This window comes from Sphingopyxis granuli NBRC 100800 (assembly GCF_001591045.1).
In the GTDB taxonomy this organism is placed as follows: Bacteria; Pseudomonadota; Alphaproteobacteria; order Sphingomonadales; family Sphingomonadaceae; genus Sphingopyxis; species Sphingopyxis granuli.
The window spans coordinates 1-19,860 of record NZ_BCUA01000009.1 but is presented as its reverse complement, the minus strand read 5'-3'; the positions used below and the strand labels follow the sequence as shown (position 1 = coordinate 19,860).

Genomic DNA, 19,860 nt, shown 5'->3' with positions numbered 1-19,860 from the left:
ATGTCCGACGTTCATATGACGGTCGATCCGCAAAATTTGCAAAGCATTCTGGCGGAGCACCTACCGGTGTTTGCAGTAAAGACGCCCCGTTATCAGGCAACCATGCTCGATAGCTTGCTTGAGGTTTGGCTTGATCCGCACGAAAGATTGCTTGATATCGGCGGCGGCACCGGCGTGATCGCGCAGGCAATTTCGCAGTTATTCCCGGTCGTTTCGGTGGAAGCGATCGATATTGTTGACCGTTTTTGCTCAACACTTACTGTGCCAGCACGCCAATACGACGGTAAGCGCATCCCATGTGCAGACGGCGCGTTTGATGCAGCGACGCTCAATAATGTCCTCCATCATGTCCCACCTGCAGCACGGGGGAGCCTCTTGCGTGAAGTCCGTCGAGCGGTCGCGGGTCCTCTCTATATCAAGGATCACTTGACGACGGGATTGACAGACGACTTGCGGCTTATGGTTCTCGACGCATGGGGCAACATTCCATTCGGCGGTATGGTCGAGGCCAAATATCTGTCTAGCACTGAATGGAACGAACTCGCCGCCGAAACAGGATATTATATCGGCGCAGTTTCCCATCCCATGAACTATCGTACTGGCATCGCGGCCCTTGCTTTTCCCAATCGTCTCGAAACGACGATGCGCTTCGATCCCGCATGATGAAAGAATGAAGCCTTATTCCCATGCGCATCCTGACCGTCAGCAATTTTTATGATTCGCACGGCGGCGGGCTGGAGCGCGTTGCGGCGCAACTGAACCGTGAATTCGTTACCGCTGGCTGTGACGTGGCTTGGGCTGCAAGCGATTCCGACGGTTTACCAGAAAGCCCGGCGCGGTTGATCGGCCTTCGTTGCGCGAATCCTACTGAGCGATTAACGGGCCTGCCGATGCCGATTCCTGGTCCACGATCGATCGCGCGGCTACGGAAGGCAATCCGCAATGTCGATGGCGTCGTGATCCACGATGCGTTATATGTGACATCGATCCTTGCGATGATCTTCGCTAAGGCAGAAAAAAAGCCGACGGTCATGGTCCAGCACATTGGCGCCATTCCCTTCGCCAATTCGCTGCTGAGCCTTGTCATGCGTCTCGCCAATCTCGTAGTCACGAGACCGATGATGGCCGCCGCCGGGCGGCTCGCCTTCATTAGCGCGACGGTGCGCGACGATTTACTCGGCGTGCCGCCACGACGCCCGTCACTGCTCGTTTTCAACGGCGTCGATCAGTCGGTTTTCAACGATCGACAGAGCGCCACACGCGCTGAAATGCGCGCGCAATGGGGTTTGCCTATAAATACACCGCTCGCAATATTCGTGGGCCGTTTCGTCGAGAAGAAGGGATTGCGCGTTCTCCGCCTGCTCGCCAAGCAGCGGCCCGATGTGCATTTCGCGCTGTTCGGACAGGGGCCGATCGATCCGCACGAGTGGGGGTTGGCTAATGTACATCCTCTTTGCCAACAGCCGCAGGAACGGATTGCCGACCTTTACCGCGCCGCCGACATGTTGCTGTTGCCCAGCGTGGGCGAGGGCTATCCGCTCGTCATACAGGAAGCGATGGCCTGCGGACTTCCCGTAATCTGTGGTAACGGCAGCGCGAGAGCGGACCCGGCCGCCAGCCACTGGCTCACTGGGGTCGACATCGACCTCGCGGACCCGCAGGGTTCGGCCACCCGGTGTTCCACGGCAATCGATGCGCTCCTCGATTCACCGGTTGATACGACCGCAATGGCCCATTACGCTGCCAAGGCCTATGATTGGCGCCGAATGGCCTCTACCCTTCTCGACTGCCTGCGCTGATCATTCAATAATCGCCGTCCGGCATCCGAATTCCCTCATGTGAGAAGCGATGCCTCGATTGGCTTCTTGCGCATCCGACTCGGCCGCGTCGAGGCCAAAAGTGGCGCCAATCGGCTGAAGCAACCCTTTACCGGCGAAAATGACCAGCGGGGCGGGTCGTGGCGCGCAGAGCGCTTGCACAAGTTCGAAATCGATAGAGCTGCGCACCAGACGTATAGGTCGCCCAACCAGGTCAGGCGAATTGATGACGAGGTCAATCGTAAACGGCGCATCATCCGCGCCAATCACTACATAATCCGCTCCGCTTTTGACAATGCGCTCAGAAGCCCGAGCCGCGGGGGCATAGAAGGCATGCGCCATCCACGCCTGTAAGGGGAAAGTGACAAACAGCGCCGCCACAGTCGTCCGCAACAATAGGCTGCGCCCGCAGGGCAGCGCGTCGCCTAGCCTCGCCCAGCCATAGACTGCAAGCAGGATAAAATTACCGATCAATCCGTGCAGATAGCGATAGCCGAACCCATGCCCTTGGTAGGGCAGGATGATAAACATCACGACTGCGGTCAACGCGATCCCGCCCGCCAATGCGCCCGCAAGCCGATCCTTGCGTGCGACCGCGATCCCCCAAAGCAAAAGCGGCAGGAGCAATAGATGCTGCCATGCGAAAAAGCGCAGGATGTTCGACATCATGTTGGCAACGCGCATCGTGTCGCCGTCAAGGACGGTCGCGACCAGCCGGCTGATATAGTCGACGCCTTCGCCGCGCGGCGCCAGCGCATCAGCTTCCACCAATTGCCACATAGCCGTGGGCCACCATGCCCAAAAGGCGCCAATCACTGCATACCCGCCCAAATAAAGGGCTGCACGACGCCAGTCCCGGTCCAGAACCACCGTGAACAGGATCGGCGCTGCGAACATCGGATGCATAATCGGCTGATGCAACCCCACCGCAATAAAGCCCACCGCAAGAGCTGCGAGGTCAGTTCCGGTCTTTCGGCGCAGAAACAGCCAGAGCCAGCACAGATTCAGCGTAAGGTGCGCTGGCATAGCATATGCCGTCATCCCGTTGAAGAAGATTTGCCCGGATCCAATGTAGAGGAGAAGGGCGACAACGCCGGTCTCGCGATTGTCGGGCCAGATACGTCGCGTACATCCCCACAATGCAACGGCGCCGATCAGCAGCATTGCCGGGCCCGTCAGAGCGGCATCGCCAAGCAAGCCGAAGAACGCGCGGAACGCCGCGTTCAGTGGCAGATAAGCCGATATCCAACCGGCGGTATGGTTGGTTGGATACATGAACATCGTATTGAGCGCTTCAGCATGATCGCGCCAGATTCCGCTCAGAGGGGCAACCAGCCGCCCTTGTGCGAAAACGGCGGCATCGAAGTTTGCCATCTGTTCATCGCGGCTCAGATCATATCCGGACAATATGCCGTAGTGGCCTGCGAAAGCGGCGCACGCCATCACAGCCCCAACAGCGAATGCCAATTGCCGGTCTCCGGTCAGAGCCTGCATGCGCGCGGGCAAGCGCCAAGCACATAATGCCAGCAAAAGGGCGGCGACGAGCAGCAGCCAGCGGTCCTGCCGGTGAAGATAGAATAATGTCAGATTGGCATTCGGCCCGAGCAGTGCGGCGATCAAAAAAGCCATAATGGCAAGAACGGCAGTTCGCCGCACGGTCGGGCCGAGAAGCTCTTTTTGCGTCATCGACCTCCTGTGGCACATCATGGATAATTCGATGTTAACTTCGTGAGTGCGCCATTCAAATTTGTCTCACCACGATGTTTCTGATATGTTCTGCTCAATTTTCCTGAGGAGTGATGAGGATGAGCAACCAAACCCCCAGCGCCGATGGCGGATGCCATTGCGGCGCGATCCGTTATTCGATGCCGACTGCGGTCAAGCATCATGCCTTGTGTCATTGCAGCGACTGTCGCCGCCACGCGGGGGCGCCGCTGGTCGGCTGGGCGCTCGTCGGACAGGACGCGCTGGAGGTCAGCGGCACGCCTAAAATCTATGCGTCATCGGAGCATGGCCGGCGCCATTTCTGCGGCGACTGCGGCACCGGGCTCTTCTATACCAACGATGCCGTCTTTCCCGGTCAGATCGACGTCCAGACCGCGACGCTCGACGACCCCGACCTGATCCCCGCGCAGCTGCAGATCCAAACCGCCGAGCGCATCGGCTGGATGGCCGGGCTCGATACGCTTCCGGCTTTCGAGCGCTATCCGGGGTAGCGTGGTTTCACGTTGGGTAGCGAGGGACCGACGCGAAAGAAACAATAGGTCGGCTTTGCGCGAAACGCGTTACGATCCGTCGGCTGTAACGACCGCTCGGACGAGCGCGGCGATGTCGAGACGCTCGGCGGTATCGTCATAGCCCTGGCGGACGATCACAAGTCGGCGCGACGGGATGACGACCATATATTGGCCGCGGTTTCCGAAAGCGCCGAAGGCGTCGGCCGGAATGCCTTCCGACGCATCGAGCAGCCAGAAGCCTGCGCCATAGCCGAACGGCCCATCGGGCTGCGGTCCTGCGCGCGCCGTCACGAAGTGTCGCCAGTCGGCGGGCAGCAGCCGTTCGCCCCGCCACATGCCGTCGTCCTGATAGAGCAACCCCAGCCGGGCCAGATCGCGCGCAGTGGTCGAAACCTGGCTCGACAGGATCGCATCGCCGTCCTTGTCGCGCTCGACAAAAGTCCGCGTCATCCCGATCCGGTCGAGAAAGGCGGCGGGATCGAAGGACTCCCCGACCTCTTCCAGCGCTGCCTTCAGCGACAGGACAGCGAGCAGCGTATCGTTGTTGGCGTAGCGATAGCGCGTCCCCGGCGGGTTCAACAGTGGCCATTGCGTCGTCCACTGCCGCACCGACGCACCGCCCATATAGATGGCGTCGGTGCGGTTGCCGGCGCTGTCGCTGGTTAGCCCGCTGGCCATGCGCAGGAGTTGTTCGGTGGTGATCGCCTCGCGCGGATCGCCCGCCGTCCGCCATTCGGCGATACCCGCCGGCGCCTTCACGTCGAACTGCCCGCGCTCGACGGCATGACCGATCAGCGTCGCAGCGATCGACTTGGCGACCGAGAAGGTGCGCTGCGCCGTGTGCAGTCCATGCCCCGGCTGATACCATTCGAGGGCGATCCGGCCATCCTTGACGATCAGCAGCGAACTCGTCCGGCCGCCGAAGCGCGCCCTGTCCGCCGCGACTACCGAGAAGCGCACCTCTCTATCGGCGACACGCGCATCGCGGTCGCCGAGCGGCCACGGCTGCGCGTCGAGATTCGGTCGCGTGTCGTGCAAAAGCGCTCCCGCCCCCGGCTCGACACCGATCGGTAGCGTCACGCAACCGTCGCGCCCCGTCCATTCGGCGACCCGCGGCGGCATGTCGTCGCGATAGCGCACCGTGACGCGTTTCGCCTTCGTGTCGATCTCCGCGCGGGTCGCGCGGACATCGGCCTCGATCTCCGGATAGATATGCGTCAATTCATCGCGCTCGATATCGGCGAGCGTCTTGCCCGCCCCATTCCACAGGGACGAGCAGGTGAAAGCGGCGCGATAGCCCGCCGCCCAGGCGCGGTTCAACTCGACGTTCGTCTCAGCCGCCTGCGTGGGAAGCGGCAGCGCCGCAGCGGCCAGCCCAAGCAGCACGCGGCGCCTCGCGTCAGGGCCGCGCACCGAAGCGGAAGCACGATTCCGACCGGCCTTCCCTATGCGCTGTCCACCGAAAGCCATCGTCATTCGCCCTTCCGTTTGCGCCGCCGCTCGTCCCACCAGGCGAGCCGTTCGGCGATACGCTTTTCGAATCCGCGGTCGACGGGGCGATAGAAGGTCGCGGCCTCCATGGCATCGGGCCAATAATCGTCGCCCGAAAACCCTTGGGGCGCGTCATGGTCGTAGTTGTAGCCCGCACCATAGCCCAGATCCTTCATCAGCTTCGTCGGCGCGTTGAGGATGTTCGCGGGCGGCGCCAAACTACCGGTGTCGCGCGCTGCCGTCCACGCGGCCTTCTGCGCGGTATAGGCGGCGTTCGACTTGGGCGCGGTGGCGAGATAGAGGCATGCCTGCACGATCGCGAGTTCGCCCTCGGGCGAACCGAGAAACTGAAAGGCGTCCTTGGCGGCAAGGCATTGCACCAGTGCCTGCGGATCGGCGAGCCCGATGTCCTCACTCGCCATGCGGGTTAGCCGGCGCAGCAGATAGAGCGGCTCCTCGCCCGCGACGAGCATCCGCGCCAGCCAATAGAGTGCCGCCTGCGGGTCGGACCCGCGCACCGCCTTGTGCAGCGCGGAGATCAGATTGTAGTGGCCGTCGCGATCGCGGTCGTAGACCGGCATGCGGCGGTGCAGGAACTGCCCGACCTCGCCCGCGTCGAGCGGAGTCTCGATCGCCGCGGCGAACAGCGTCTCGACCTGGTTGAGCAGAAAGCGGCCGTCGCCATCGGCGCTCGCGATCAGCGCGGAGCGCGCCTCGTCGGTGACGGGAAGGCGGCGCCCCACCTCGGCCTCGGCGCGCGCGACCAGTGTCGCCAGCGCCGCCTCGCCGAGCCGGTGCAGCACCAGCACCTGCGCGCGGCTGAGCAAGGCGGCGTTGAGCGCGAAACTTGGATTTTCGGTCGTCGCGCCGACGAGCACCACCGTGCCGCGCTCGACATAGGGCAGGAAACCGTCCTGCTGGGCGCGGTTGAAGCGATGGATTTCGTCCACGAACAACAGCGTCCGCTTGCCCGCCGTCGCCATCTTCTCGGCATCGGCAAAGGCTTTCTTGAGGTCGGCGACGCCGGAGAACACCGCCGAAAGCGGCGCGAAGCGCATCCCTACCGCCTCGGCGAGCAGCCGCGCGATCGTCGTCTTGCCGGTGCCGGGCGGTCCCCAGAGGATGATCGACGCCAGTTGCCCCGCCGCGACCATGCGCCCGATCGCACCCTCGGGACCCGTCAGATGCTCCTGCCCGACGACATCGGACAGGCTGCGGGGACGCAGCCGCTCGGCGAGCGGAATCGGGCCGGCAGCGCCCGGGTCGCGCTGCTGCTCCGCATCGTCGCCGAACAGGTCCATGGCGCGCTCAGCCCCGTTGCCGCTGCTTTTGCCGGATCAGCCGCAGATAGGTGTCGGCCACCGCCTGGTTGATCGCATCCCATTGATAGGCGGCGCTTTCCGCTAGTCCAGCCGCGCCGTGTCGCGCGCGCAGCGCGGGGTCGCGGCAATAGCGCTCGAGATCGTCGGCAAAGCCGGTGATCGCGCCCGGCGAGACGAGATAGCCGGTCTGGCCGTGCTTGACGATGCTCGCGCTGCCGGTCGCGCGCGCCGCGACGACCGGCAACCCGCACGCCATCGCTTCCAGCGTCACATTGCCAAAGGTCTCGGTGACCGAAGGATTGAACAGCATGTCGCACGATGCGACGGCGCGCGCGAGATTCTCGCCGCCCTGAAAGCCGACGAAGCTGGCGTGCGGCAGGCGCGATTCGAACCAGTCGCCCGCCGGTCCCTCGCCGATCACCACCACATGGTGCGGAACGCCGCGGCGCTGGAGCAGGTCGATCGTGTCAGCGAAGACATCGAGCCCCTTTTCCATCACCAGCCGGCCGAGGAAGGCGACGACCGGCACGTCGTCGGCGATGCCCCACGAACGGCGCCACGCCGCGTCGCGGCGGTCGGGCCGAAAGATGTTGCGCTCGACCCCGCGCGTCCAGATGCCGATGTCGTAGTTCATCCGCTGCTCGCGCAGCACCTGCGCAAAGCTTTCCGACGGCGCGATCAGCGCGTCGCAGCGGCGATAGAGCCGCCGCAGCCATGCGACGACCAGCGGTTCGAGGAAGGACAGGTTGTAATAGCGGAAATAGGTCTCGAACCGCGTGTGGACCGAACAGGCGACCGGAATATTGCGCCTCCGCGCCCACGCCGCCGCCTGCCGCGAGACGCGATCTGGGCTGGAGATGTGCAGGATATTGGGCGCGAATTTGGCGATATCCTCGCGAACGCGCGCGGAGAAGGACAGCGGAATGCGATATTCGCTGCGGCCGGGGATCGCCATCGACGGCACGCTGACGAGGTCGCCGGTCGGCGCAAAGTCGGGGTCGTCGACGGTCGGCGAATAGACACGGACCGCCGCGCCCTGCCCCAGCAGATAGCCGACGAGGCGGTTGAGCGCCTTGTTGGCGCCATCGACCGTCATATTGTAGTTGCCGCTGAACAGCGCGATGCGAAGGTCGGAAACGTCCATCGCCCCTGCGCTAATAGCATCGCCGCGCAAAGGCAATCGGACGCGCGGCGTCAGAACTCGTCGCCGCGGTCTCCCGGCGCTTCTAGGTCGACCTCGACCGGCGGATGCAGGCGCAGGTGGTGGACGCGCTTCTCGTCGGCCTCGGTCACCTCAATCCGCCAGCCGCTAGGATGCAGCAGCACCTCGCCGACACCGGGCACATGCCCCGCGAGCACTGCGGACAGGCCGCCGAGCGTGTCGACATCCTCCTCGACATCGGCCAGCCGTGGGTCGATCGCCTCGCCGATGTCGTCGAGTTCGGCGCGCGCGTCGGCTTCCCAACAGCCGTCCTCGCCCGGCGCGAAGAGCGCCATTGGCTCGTCGTCATATTCGTCCTCGATCTCGCCGACGATCTCCTCGACCAGATCCTCGATGGTGACGAGACCCTCGGTTCCCGAATATTCGTCGATGACGATCGCGAGGTGGGTGCGCTGCGCGCGCATGTCGGCGAGCAGGTCGAGCACCCCCATCGACTGCGGGACATAGAGCGGCTGGCGGATCAGGTCGAGCAGCGGCGGCGGGTCGCGTCCCTCGGCGAGCACCGCGAACACGTCCTTGACGTGGATCATCCCGACCACCTCGTCGAGGTTGCCGCGATAGACCGGCAGACGACTGTGCCCCGCATCGACGAACAGCGCGACGACCTCGTCGAAGCCCGCGCTCTCGTCGATCGCGATGATGTCGGCGCGCGGCACCGCGACGTCGTCGACGGTCTGCTCGCCGAAATGCAGCAGGTTGCGCAGCATCTTGCGCTCGATCGGCGACAGATCGCCGACGATGCTGCTGCCGCGGCGTTCGGCGCTTTCCTCCTCGGCCTCGTCGATCGCCTCTTCGATCTGTTCGCGCAGCGAAGGTTCGCTGTTGCCGCCGAACAGCAATGTGCGGATTCCGGCCCACAGGCCGGATCTACTGTCCTCGTCCGATCGGTTGGAAGCCCCAGGCTCGTCGGGCATGTCGCTCGCTTTTTCCGTTAATCCTGCACCGCATATGGATTGGCGATGCCCAGCGATGCAAGGGCTTTCACCTCCAGCGCCTCCATCGCGTCGGCAGCGGGGTCATCGAGATGGTCGTATCCGACGAGATGGAGCGTGCCGTGGACAATCAGGTGCGTCGCATGATCGGCGATCGGCACCGCCTTTTCCACCGCCTCGCGCACGCAGGTCTCGCGCGCCAGCACGATGTCGCCGAGCAGTATCTCGCCGTCGTCGCTGTTGCTGAGCGTGTCGAGCAGGTCGGCCTGTACCTGCGGAAAGGACAGCACGTTGGTCGGCCGATCCTTGCCGCGAAAATCGCGGTTGAGCGCCTGCACCTCGGCATCGTCGGTCAGCCGCACCGCGACCTCGACGAGCGGCGCGGCGTCGGCAAGCCCCGCCCAGGGCGTCAGCGCCAGCGCCGCCGCGACCGCTTCCGCCGCGCGGGCGTCCCAGTCGAGCGGATCGGGCCAGGGCGTGGCCTGGTGAGTCTCAACGCTCAGCATGACAGGCGCCGGAACGCGGCGGAAGGAAAGCAGGCGATCATGCCCGCGACGCTACCGCGGCGGCGCCCTTCGGGACAGCGAAAAAGCATCCTCTCCGCCCGTCATTGCGGCCCCTGCGGCGGCGGCTGGGCCGGCTGGGCCTGCACCTCGGCGGGCCGGTCGCCGCCGATGGGCAGCTTGAGGTCGATGCGCGTGCCGTTGATCTCCGTGCTGATCACGGCATTTCCCTTTTCGAGCCCGACGCTGGTCCGGTCGGACACCGGGATCGCGGGAATCTCCGGCACGTCGAGCGGCTGGACGGGGCCGCCGGGATCGGTCGCACGGGCGGGAGGCGCGGACCGCGGCGCATTGTGTCCGCGCGCCCGCACCATGAAGTCGCGCCAGATGCGCGCGGGCAGCCCCCCGCCCGTCACCCCGCTAAGCGGCGAATTGTCGTCGTTGCCGATCCACACGCCGACGACCAGCCCGTTCGCATAGCCGACGAACAGCGCATCGCGGCTGTCCTGCGTCGTGCCGGTCTTGCCGTAATTGGCCTGCGGCAGTCGCGCCGCGCGCCCGGTGCCGCGGTTGACCGCGGCGCGCAGCATCCGTTCGATATCGCCGTGGACGCGCCGGCCGAAATGATGCGGCCCCAAGAAAAGCGATTCGAACCAGCCGGGCTCCGCTTCCTTAAAGGCGTGCGGAACGACCGGATAGCTGTCCGCCGCGACCGCGGCATAGGCGGCGGTGAGTTCGAGCAGCGTCATGCTCGACGTGCCGAGCGCCAGACTGGGATCGCCCTTCGCGAGCGGCGCGGTGACGCCCAGTTCGCGCGCCATGCGGATCACCTTGTCGTCGCCGACCTGTTGCAGCAGTCGCACCGCGGCGACGTTGCTCGACCGCGCGAATGCCTCTTCGAGCGTGATGCTGTCCGAATAGGCGCCGCCGGCATTCTTCGGCTGATAGGCGCCGGTGGCGATCGGCGAATTGGCGATGGTGTCGTCGGGCCGCCAGCCATCCTTCAGCGCGGCCAGATAGACGAACAGCTTGAAGGTTGATCCCGGCTGGCGCCGCGCCTGCGTCACGCGGTTGAAGGGCGACGCAGCATAGTCGCGCCCGCCGACCATCGCGACGACTTCGCCGTTCGGCCGCATCGCGACCAGCGCGACCTGCGCCTTGCCGGGCACCGCACGGCCGGCGACGCGGCGCGCCACCGCCTGAAGCCGTGCGTCGAGCGTGGTGCGGATCGTGCGCCGCGCATAGCCGACGTCGGACAGCTTGCGCGCCTCGGGCAATGCCCAGTCGGCGAAATAGGTCCCGGTCGGCAGGTCGTCGCGCGTCCGTACGTCGATACGCGGGGTGCGGATCGCCCGCGCCTCGGCGGAGGACAGCACGCCGGTATGGACCATCGCACCGACGACCAACCGCATCCGTTTTTCGGCGAGATCGGGGTTCTTCGTCGGCGCGAGCCGCGACGGCGCCTGCACCAGCCCCGCCAGCATCGCCGCCTGCGCCGGGGTCAGCTTCTCAGGCTGACGGGAGAAATAGTGGAGCGAGGCAGCACGCAGTCCATAGCGATTGTCGCCGAAATAGGCGTTCGACAGATAGCGTTCGAGAATTTCGTCCTTGGTCAGCCACGCTTCGAGCCAGAAGGCGATCAGCGCCTCGCGCGCTTTGCGTCCCAGCGTGCGCTTCGGGGTCAGGAAGGTGAATTTGGCGAGCTGCTGCGTGATGGTGCTGCCGCCCTGCCGCCGCCCGCCCGAAACATTGGCCCAGACGGCGCGCGCGATGCTGCGCGGATCGACGCCCCAATGGCTGTAAAAGCGCCGATCCTCGATCGCCAGGAAGGCGGCGGGAACATGCGCCGGCAGTTTCGCGACCTCGACCGGCGTGTCGACCACCGCCCCCATGCGCGCGATCGGCGTGCCATCGGCGGCGAGCAGCGTGATTTCGGGCGGCGCAATCGGCTCGAGCGATTTCGACAGCGGCGCGGTCAATGCGAGCCACCCGATCAGCAGGATGAAAGCGGCGCACAGCACCGCAAAGGCCCGTCCCGACCGCCGCAGCCATTTGCGCGCCCGCGTCTCGGCGGGCGGCGGAAAGGCGGCATTCGGATCGGGAAACGACGCGCCCGCCGCGGGCACGGCGGCGGCTTCGATGGCGACGGGTTTACGGGACCAGAGCATGCTTTCGCCTGCGTATTACACTGACAACACAGGAGAGGCAAACGCGTTCCGCCGCGATTCCGGCCCGTGATCGGGAAGGATCGGGATGGCTTCAGGCCGATCCCACGTCTTTTCCCTTCGTCATTCCCGCAAAGGCGGGAACCCAGTGAAAGGTCAGCTGACACACGCTCTGGATCCCCGCTTTCGCGGGGATGACAAGATAGGAATATCTGGAATCCATCCCGAAGCCGCTGCGCATTCCTACAATATCCGGCTATGATAGCCCGTTTGCGATGCGCCGCGTCGATCGCCTCCTCTCCTCCTTTCCGCAACGCGACCTTTCCCGCCCAGACGATCAAAAAGAGGGGGGCGTAGTGTGACTTTCATACACTTTGAAATAAAATGTCGCGGGTAATCTGACCATTTCGACGAGCGCGGAATCCGTCGACTCCCCCCCTAATTCACCATCCGCTCATAACCTTCCCAATAGGGCGCGCGCAGGTCCTTGCGCAGGATCTTGCCGCTGGCGTTGCGCGGCAGCGCCTCGATCACGTCGATGCTGCGCGGGGCCTTGAACGCGGCGATGCGCTCGCGCGCCCAGGCTATGACGTCGGCCTCGTCGATCGTCATTCCCGGCTTCGGCACGCAGACTGCCTTGACCGTCTCTCCCCATTTGGCGTCGGGCACGCCGATCACCGCGACCTCCTGCACCGCGGGATGGCCGTAGATCGCGCTTTCCACTTCGGCCGGATAGACGTTTTCGCCGCCCGAGATGATCATATCCTTCACCCGGTCGTGGATATAGAGATAGCCGTCCGCGTCCATATATCCGGCGTCGCCAGTGTGGATCCAGCCATCGTCGGTCATCGTCTTCGCGGTCGCCTCGGGCAGGTTCCAGTAGCCGAGCATGTTGTTCGAAGATCGGGTGACGACCTCTCCCACCTCGCCGGTCGACACGTCGCGGCCGTCGGCGCCGACGATGCGGATTTCGACCCCGGGCAGCGGCTTGCCCGCCGATCGCATCCGCTCATTGCCTTCGGGATCGTGATCCTCCGGCGGCAGCATGCAGATCGTCCCGGTCGTCTCGGTCATGCCATAGGCCTGGATGAACTCGGCGCCGAACATCCGGATGCATTGGCGCAGTAGTTCGAGCGGGATCGGCGCGGCGCCGTACAGGATATATTTGAGCCGGCTGTAATCGACGCTAGCGCACCGCGGATGCATCAGCAGCATCTGCAACGCGGCGGGCACGATGAAGAAGCGCGTCACGCCGTGCTGCTCGACCGCGTCGAACACGCCTTCGGGGTTGAATTCGGCAAGGATCACGCCGGGCAGCCCTGCGGCGAGCGCCATGATGCCGAGCCCGGTGCCGCCGATATGCGCGCACGGCATGGCGACGAGAACCGCCTCGTCATCCTCCCACTTGGTGTAGGGAAGGTCGAGATCGGCCGAATTCTTGCGCAGTGCAAAGAGGTTGCGGTTCGACAGCACCGCGCCCTTGGGATGGCCGGTGGTGCCCGAGGTATAGAGTTGCAGCACCGCATCGTCGGGACCCGACGGCATGAAGGCCCCACGCGGCGTCGCGTCGATCAGCGCGCGAGTCGCGTCGGCGCCAATGATCCGCGGGCCATGGTCAAGCTTGCCGGCGAGTTGGTCGGCCACCGCATCGAACCCCGGACCGGTGAAAACGATCTTCGCCTTCGTATCATTGACGATGAACGCCCATTCGGCGGGCGACAGACGCCAGCCGATCGGCGCCATCACGATGCCGGCGCGCGCCGCGCCGAAAAAGAGGGTAAAATACAGATCGCTGTTCTTGCCGATCCACGCGATGCGGTCGCCCTTTTCCAGCCCCGCCTCCGCGAGCGCCGTCGCGACCCGCGCGGTACGCTCTTCCAGTTCGGCATAGGTGAAGACGCGATCCTCCTCGCGCATCGCGATCCGGTCAGGCCGGTCGGCGGCCCAATGCGTGATGAATTCGTCGAACGTCACCAGGTCCGTAATATCGACCATCGGTCCTCTCTCCTCGAATCGCGTTGCTTTTTGCAATCGAGGGCAAGGCTAGCGGCTCTGCGCGCAAGGGAAAAGCGCGCAGATGTGACAGGGTGACTCAGCGGCAGCGGAACAGAAGCATCAGATTGTTCGCCGGCATTGCGCGGCGAGCAGCCAAACTAAGGTCCGCCTGCTCCGCCGCCGCTGCGACCGCCGCCGTGTCGCGCAGGCCCCAGGCGGGGTTACGGACGCGAAGGCTGGCATCGAACGCGCGGTTGCTCTCGGCCGTCGGCACGTCGGCCTCCACATAGGGACCATAAAGGATCAGCGGCGCGCCAGGCGGCAGCAGCCGCGCGGCGCCCGCGAACAGCCCCAGCGTCGCTTCCCACGGGCTGATATGCACCATGTTGATGCACAGGATTGCATCGGCGCGAGCGACCGGCCAATCAGGCGCTGCAGCATCAAGTCGCAACGGTGGCAGGACGTTCGCGGCCACCGCATCCCTGCTCCACGCTGCGATCGAGGTCAGCGCGGCGGGATCGGGATCGCTCGGCTGCCATGTCAGCGCCGGAAAGGCGGCGGCGAAATGGATGGCATGCTCGCCCGATCCGCTCGCGATTTCAAGCACAGTGCCCGCTGCGGGCAGCCAGTCGGCGAGCACCGCGGCGATCGCGTCGCGGTTGCGCAGCGTCGCGGGGGCGTGGCGTTTCTCGCCGCTGCCTCCGTCAGCCGACAGCCAGGGTTTCGGCGTCACCTCGACCCAATCCGCGCTCCGGCCCGCGCGCGGCGTTCGCGCCAGACCAGCCACAGGAACAGGCCGACCGGCCCCGCAAGCAGCGTCAGCAGCAGGAAGGGGAACTGAACGATGCGGCCGAAACCCTTGCCGTCGGCGTCGCGGGCGATCCACAGCCCGGCGAACAGATCGAACGCCAGATAATGCACCCACCCCAGCGTCGCCCCACCCGGCGTACCGAACAGCTTCATCACCCCGGCAAGCGAGGTAAAATCGCCGCGGCTCGCGCTGCCCAGATCGATGCCGCCGCTCAGGAACCCGGCGATCAGCACAAGGTAAAGCAGGCAGAGCAGCGCCACCACCGCATAGAGGATCAGCGACAGGACCCAAGGGCTGCGCGGCGCGAAGGCCAACACCAGCCACCCGGCGACCGCCCAGTAATTGGCCAGCAGAAACAGGCTGTCCCAGCTCATCGCGATCTTCCTCCCGCTTCGGTCATCACCCCTCCCAGCGCAGCACCGGCTTGCGCGCCGCGAGCGTCTCGTCGAGCCGGGCGCGCGGAGCGAAATGCGGGGCCGACTTGAGCGCCGGGTCGCCGTTCTTCGCGCGCAGCGCAATGCTGCGCAGCGCGCCGATGAACTGGTCGAGCACCGCCTTGCTCTCGGTCTCGGTCGGCTCGATCAGCATCGCGCCGTGAACGACGAGCGGGAAATAGACCGTCATCGGATGATAGCCCTCGTCGATCAGCCCCTTGGCGATATCGAGCGTCGAGAAGCCTTCGGCCAGTCCCTTGTCGCTGAACAGCGCCTCGTGCATGCACGGGCCCGACGCCGCAAAAGGCGCTTCGAGGACGTCTTCGAGGCTGCGCAGGACGTAGTTTGCGTTGATCACCGCATCTTCGGACACCTGCTTGAGCCCGTCGGCGCCGTGGCTGAGGATATAGGCGAGGGCGCGGGTGAACATGCCCATCTGGCCGTGGAAGGCGGTCATGCGGCCGAAGCTGTCGGGATGCGCCTCGCCCGCATTTTCCTCCTCGATCAGGCGGAAGCGGTCGCCGTCCTTCGTCACGAAGGGCAGCGGGGCGAAGGGCGCCAGCGCCGCCGACAGCACCACCGGCCCAGACCCCGGTCCGCCGCCGCCGTGCGGGGTCGAGAAGGTCTTGTGGAGGTTGATGTGCATCGCATCGACCCCCAGGTCGCCGGGCCGCACCCGGCCGACGATCGCGTTGAAATTCGCGCCGTCGCAATAGATATAGCCCCCCGCGGCGTGGACCGCGTCGGAAATGGCCTTCAGGTCGCGCTCGAACAGACCGCAGGTGTTCGGATTGGTGATCATCACCCCGGCGACGTCGGGCCCCAGCCGCTCCTCGAGCGCCGCCAGATCGACGCGACCCTCCGCGTTCGCCGGAATATCCTCGACCGTGAAGCCCGCGAAGGCGGCGGTCGCGGGATTGGTGCCGTGCGCGCTTTCGGGGACGAGCAGCACGCGCCGGTCCTCGCCGCGCGCCGCAAGCGCCGCCTTGATGCACAGGACGCCGCACAGTTCGCCGTGCGCGCCCGCCTTGGGCGACATGGCGACCGCGTGCATGCCGGTCAGCGTCACCAGCCATTCGGCGAGTTCGTGGATCACCGCATAGGCGCCCTGAACCGTTTCCTGCGGCTGGAGCGGGTGGACGTCGGCGAAGCCGGGCATCCGCGCGACCTTTTCATTGAGGCGCGGATTGTGCTTCATCGTGCAGCTTCCGAGCGGAAAGAGGCCGAGGTCGATCGCATAATTCTGGCGCGACAGGCGCGTATAATGGCGCACCGTCTCGGATTCGCTGAGCCCCGGCAGGCCGATCGGCGCCGACCGCGCGAGCGGGCCAAGGTCGGCCGCGGCGACATCCTCGTCGAAATCGACGCCGGTGGTTTCGGTCGAACCGATTTCGAACAGCAGCGGTTCTTCGAGCATCAGCGCGCGGTTGCCGGTGAAGGTCGTGCTGTCGTCGGCGCCGCCCGCGTTCATTTCGGGGCGCCAGCCGGCGGGGTTGAGCGCGGTCATGCCAGCACCTCCTTCAGCGCCGCGGCAAAGGCGGCGATATCGTCCTCGGTCACGGTTTCGGTCACGGCGACCGCAAGCCCGTTCGCCAGCGCATCATTGTCGGGATAGAGGCGGCCGAGCGACACGCCGCCGAGGATGCCCTTTTCGGCAAGCCGGTGGATCACGGGCCGCGCCTCGGTCGGCAGGACGAGGGTGAATTCGTTGAAGAAGGCCGCGTTGAGCAGCGACACCCCCGGCACCTTCGCCAGTTCGGTCGCGGCCGCCTTCGCGCGCTGGTGGTTGATCGCCGCGAGGCGGCGCAATCCGGCCTCGCCGAGCAGGGTCATGTGGATGCTGAACGCCAGCGCGCAAAGACCGGAATTGGTGCAGATATTGCTCGTCGCCTTTTCGCGGCGGATATGCTGCTCGCGCGTCGAGAGCGTCAGCACGAAGCCGCGCTTGCCGTTCGCATCGACCGTCTCGCCGCACAGGCGTCCCGGCATCTGGCGGACATATTTGCTCTTGCAGGCGAACAGGCCGACATAGGGCCCGCCGAACTGGAGTCCGACGCCGATCGCCTGCCCCTCGCCGACGACAATGTCGGCGCCCATCTCGCCCGGCGCCTTGATCAGCCCCAGCGCGACGGGTTCGGTCACGACGGCGATCAGCAGCGCGCCCGCAGCCTGACACGCCTCCGCCAGCGCGCTCATGTCGTCGATGCGGCCGAGGATATCGGGATATTGGACGACGACGCAGCTCGTATCCTTGTCGATCGCGCGCGAAAGTGCCGCCCAGTCGGTTCCGGGTTCGAGGGTCGGGTCACCATCGACGAGCGTGTCGCCCGTATAGGTCGCCATGGTGCGCGCGACGCTGCGGTAATGGGGGTGCAGGCCGGTCGAGAGCAACGCCTTGCCCCGCCGCGTGATCCGCCGCGCCATCACGATCGCTTCCCAGCAGGCGGTCGAGCCGTCGTACATCGATGCATTGGCTACGTCGGTGCCGAACAGCCGCGCGACCTGGCTCTGGAATTCGAACAGCATCTGCAGCGTGCCCTGCGCAATCTCGGGCTGATAGGGCGTATAGGCGGTCAGGAACTCGCCGCGCTGGATCAGATGGTCGACGCTTGCCGGGACGTGGTGGCGATAGGCGCCGGCGCCGAGGAAGAAGGGTCCATCGCCCGCGACGCGGCTCTGGCGCGACAGCGCGGCCATATGGCGCTCGACCGCCAGTTCGCTCGCATGCATCGGCAGGCCGGGGATCGGACCGGAAAGCCGCGCCTCGGCGGGTACGTCGGCGAACAGATCATCGATCGACGCGGCGCCGACCGCCGCCAGCATCGCGGCGCGGTCATCGGGAGTGAGCGGAAGGTAGCGCATTTCACTGTCTCCCCCCTCCTGCAAGCGGGAGGGGCTGGGGGTGGGCATAGCCGCAGAGGTGATCCCATCGTTCGGGCCCACCCCGCTGCGACTAGCGAGCAAGCTCGCAAGTCTCGCTGCCCCTCCCGCAAGCGGGAGGGGGCGATTCCGATCTAAAGACTATCGCAGAAGGTCTTGTATTCCTTGGCGTCCATCAACCCGTCGAGCTGGCTCTTGTCGCCGAGCGTCATCCGGAAGAACCAGCCTTCGCCCTCGGGGTCGGTATTGACCAGTGCCGGGTCCTCCTCGAGTTGGCCATTGCCTTCGGTGACGGTGCCGTCGACGGGGGCATAGACGTCGCTTGCCGCCTTCACCGATTCGACGACCGCGGCGTCGCCGCCCTTGGTCAGTTCGGCGCCCGCATCGGGCACCTCGACGAAGACGATATCGCCGAGTTGGCCCTGCGCGAAATCGGTGATGCCGACCGTCGCGACATCGCCGTCGACGTCGATCCATTCATGTTCCTCGGTGAAATAACGCGGCATCGATCAGGCTCCCTGCTTGCGGACATAGTTATGCGGAACGAAGGGGGTCGCGGCGACGACGACGGGCACGCGCTTTCCGCGCACCTCCGCCGCGAGCGCGGTACCGGGTTCGGCGAGGCCGGTCGGGACATAGGCCATCGCGATCGGCGCGCCGACGCTGGGGGCAAAGCCGCCCGAGGTCACGATGCCGACCTCGACATTGCCGTCGAACAGCTTCGCGCCTTCGCGCACCGGCAGCTTTCCATCGACCGTCAGGCCGACGCGCTTGCGCGGCGCGCCATCGGCCAGATGGCCGAGGATGCGCGCGGCACCGGGGAAATTGGCCTCCTCGCGGCGGCGTTTGCTGATCGCGAAGGCCAGATCGCCCTCGATCGGATCGGTCGCCGGGTCGAGATCGTGGCCATAGAGCGGCAGCCCCGCCTCCAGCCGCAGCGAATCGCGCGCGCCGAGGCCGATCGGCTTCACTTCCTCCATCGCGCACAGCGCGTCGGCGAAGGGCGCGAGCGCCTCGTTCGGCAGCGCGATTTCGAAGCCGTCTTCGCCGGTATAGCCCGAACGGCTGAGCGCGATCGCGTGCCCCTGCCACGTCGCCCGCGCCGTCTGCATGAAGACGAGCTCCGGCACTTCCGGCACCAGCCGCGCGAGCGCCGTCGCGGCCTTTGGTCCCTGCAAGGCGAGCAGGCCATAATCCTCGTTGTGGTTGAGCGTCACGGCGTCGGGGAGATTCTCGCGCAGATAGGCAATGTCATCCCATTTGACCGCGCCGTTGACGACGATGCCCAGCCGGTCGCCCTCGTTGGTGATCATCAGGTCGTCGAGGATGCCGCCATCTTCCGCCAGCAGCAGCGAATAGCGCATGCAGCCGGGCTTGAGCCCCGCGATGTCGCCGGGGACGAGCGCTTCGAGCGCGACGACGACGCCCTCGCCCTCCAGACTGATCTGGCCCATGTGGCTGACGTCGAACAGGCCGGCGTGCTCGCGCGTCCACAGATGTTCGGCCATGATGCCTTCATACTGGATCGGCATCCAGTAGCCGGCGAATTCGACCATTCGCGCACCCTTCGCGCGGTGCCAGGCGTCGAGCGGCAGCGTCGCGGTTTCCACCGCTTCCTCGGCCGGCAATTCGGTGTCGGTCATAACAATCTCCCGCGTTGACATGGCGAACGCACGGCCCGGTGCCGCGGTTTCCGCCATGCCCCCTCTGTCACGGGAACCTGAGAGTTTTCCTCCATGCAATCATGGAGTTACCCCTTCGGTGGTCGGGCGCGAGCCACGACGCTTTCCAGAGTGTCCAGTCCGGCTGCGCGGTCCCTTGACCTGAGAGTTTCCGGGGCGGTTGCTCCTTCGGTGGCGGTGCAGTCGCCTGCCCCGCGCTCTCCCGCGCGGCCGGTCGAATCCCCTGCGGGGAGCCGACAGACGCGCGAGCCTTGGCTGCGCGCCCGCGCGGAGTCAATCGCAGAACGACACATGATTTCGCACCCTCGTCACCCCGGATCGAATCGGCCCATATGCCCTTGGCGTTTATACCTCTGAGACAGGGACGCC

General features: G+C 65.6%; 17 protein-coding genes and 2 riboswitches. Of the genes, 3 read left to right on the top strand and 14 right to left on the bottom strand.

The genetic code is table 11. The annotated features are described in order from the left end of the window. Together SGR02S_RS19500 and SGR02S_RS03865 are read left to right on the top strand one after the other, a co-directional pair. Window positions 1-663 (top strand): class I SAM-dependent methyltransferase, encoded by a 663-nt coding sequence (locus tag SGR02S_RS19500; protein WP_082796941.1) that lies wholly within the window; start codon window positions 1-3, stop codon window positions 661-663. A gap of 23 nt (window positions 664-686) precedes the next feature. After that, window positions 687-1,799 (top strand): glycosyltransferase family 4 protein, encoded by a 1,113-nt coding sequence (locus SGR02S_RS03865; protein WP_082796940.1) that lies wholly within the window; start codon window positions 687-689, stop codon window positions 1,797-1,799. Here SGR02S_RS03865 and SGR02S_RS03860 read toward each other — a convergent pair whose 3' ends face one another. Further along, complete coding sequence (locus tag SGR02S_RS03860; protein WP_156482961.1) at window positions 1,800-3,503, bottom strand: glycosyltransferase family protein; 1,704 nt, start codon at window positions 3,501-3,503, stop codon at window positions 1,800-1,802. A 119-nt stretch (window positions 3,504-3,622) separates the two neighbouring features. On the opposite strand from SGR02S_RS03860, the gene SGR02S_RS03855 reads away from it, so the two are divergent. Beyond that, window positions 3,623-4,033 carry a GFA family protein gene (locus SGR02S_RS03855; RefSeq protein ID WP_067105852.1) on the top strand — a complete coding sequence of 137 codons (411 nt, stop codon included), beginning with the start codon at window positions 3,623-3,625 and terminating at the stop codon, window positions 4,031-4,033. A 69-nt stretch (window positions 4,034-4,102) separates the two neighbouring features. Here SGR02S_RS03855 and SGR02S_RS03850 read toward each other — a convergent pair whose 3' ends face one another. From SGR02S_RS03850 to gcvT, 13 genes are all read right to left on the bottom strand, one after another. Continuing rightward, window positions 4,103-5,440 (bottom strand): serine hydrolase domain-containing protein, encoded by a 1,338-nt coding sequence (locus SGR02S_RS03850; protein ID WP_255211378.1) that lies wholly within the window; start codon window positions 5,438-5,440, stop codon window positions 4,103-4,105. An 86-nt stretch (window positions 5,441-5,526) separates the two neighbouring features. Next, the gene (locus SGR02S_RS03845) at window positions 5,527-6,846 is read right to left on the bottom strand and encodes a replication-associated recombination protein A (protein ID WP_067105850.1); all 1,320 of its coding nucleotides are present in this window, start codon (window positions 6,844-6,846) and stop codon (window positions 5,527-5,529) included. A gap of 7 nt (window positions 6,847-6,853) precedes the next feature. Continuing rightward, window positions 6,854-8,011, bottom strand: a complete 1,158-nt coding sequence (locus tag SGR02S_RS03840) for a glycosyltransferase family 4 protein (RefSeq protein WP_067105848.1) — start codon at window positions 8,009-8,011, stop codon at window positions 6,854-6,856. A 50-nt stretch (window positions 8,012-8,061) separates the two neighbouring features. After that, window positions 8,062-9,003 (bottom strand): hemolysin family protein, encoded by a 942-nt coding sequence (locus tag SGR02S_RS03835; protein ID WP_067105846.1) that lies wholly within the window; start codon window positions 9,001-9,003, stop codon window positions 8,062-8,064. A gap of 17 nt (window positions 9,004-9,020) precedes the next feature. Continuing rightward, on the bottom strand, window positions 9,021-9,527 hold the full coding sequence (ybeY, locus tag SGR02S_RS03830) for an rRNA maturation RNase YbeY (protein WP_067105844.1): 507 nt from the start codon (window positions 9,525-9,527) through the stop codon (window positions 9,021-9,023). Between the two features lie 101 nt (window positions 9,528-9,628). Next, window positions 9,629-11,692, bottom strand: coding sequence for a transglycosylase domain-containing protein (locus tag SGR02S_RS03825; protein WP_082796939.1), 2,064 nt, complete (start codon window positions 11,690-11,692; stop codon window positions 9,629-9,631). A gap of 435 nt (window positions 11,693-12,127) precedes the next feature. Continuing rightward, a complete protein-coding gene (locus SGR02S_RS03820) occupies window positions 12,128-13,684 on the bottom strand; it encodes a fatty acid--CoA ligase (protein WP_067105842.1) in 1,557 nt (518 codons plus the stop codon). Window positions 13,685-13,781: 97 nt separating this feature from the next. Then, window positions 13,782-14,417, bottom strand: a complete 636-nt coding sequence (locus tag SGR02S_RS03815; RefSeq protein ID WP_067105840.1) for a DUF938 domain-containing protein — start codon at window positions 14,415-14,417, stop codon at window positions 13,782-13,784. Next, a complete protein-coding gene (locus SGR02S_RS03810) occupies window positions 14,414-14,869 on the bottom strand; it encodes an ABA4-like family protein (RefSeq protein WP_067105838.1) in 456 nt (151 codons plus the stop codon). Before SGR02S_RS03810 ends, SGR02S_RS03815 begins: the two co-directional genes overlap by 4 nt. A 25-nt stretch (window positions 14,870-14,894) precedes the next feature. Continuing rightward, on the bottom strand, window positions 14,895-16,400 hold the full coding sequence (gene gcvPB / locus SGR02S_RS03805; protein ID WP_067105929.1) for an aminomethyl-transferring glycine dehydrogenase subunit GcvPB: 1,506 nt from the start codon (window positions 16,398-16,400) through the stop codon (window positions 14,895-14,897). A gap of 32 nt (window positions 16,401-16,432) precedes the next feature. Next, the gene (gene gcvPA / locus SGR02S_RS03800) at window positions 16,433-17,791 is read right to left on the bottom strand and encodes an aminomethyl-transferring glycine dehydrogenase subunit GcvPA (RefSeq protein WP_067105836.1); all 1,359 of its coding nucleotides are present in this window, start codon (window positions 17,789-17,791) and stop codon (window positions 16,433-16,435) included. A gap of 152 nt (window positions 17,792-17,943) precedes the next feature. After that, the gene (gene gcvH / locus SGR02S_RS03795; RefSeq protein WP_067105834.1) at window positions 17,944-18,315 is read right to left on the bottom strand and encodes a glycine cleavage system protein GcvH; all 372 of its coding nucleotides are present in this window, start codon (window positions 18,313-18,315) and stop codon (window positions 17,944-17,946) included. Between the two features lie 3 nt (window positions 18,316-18,318). Next, window positions 18,319-19,452: a glycine cleavage system aminomethyltransferase GcvT gene (gene gcvT, locus SGR02S_RS03790; RefSeq protein ID WP_067105832.1), complete on the bottom strand. Its 1,134-nt coding sequence runs from the start codon at window positions 19,450-19,452 to the stop codon at window positions 18,319-18,321. A gap of 54 nt (window positions 19,453-19,506) precedes the next feature. Next, window positions 19,507-19,610: riboswitch (glycine riboswitch) on the bottom strand. Continuing rightward, window positions 19,611-19,706, bottom strand: a riboswitch (glycine riboswitch). Window positions 19,707-19,860 lie beyond the last annotated feature (154 nt).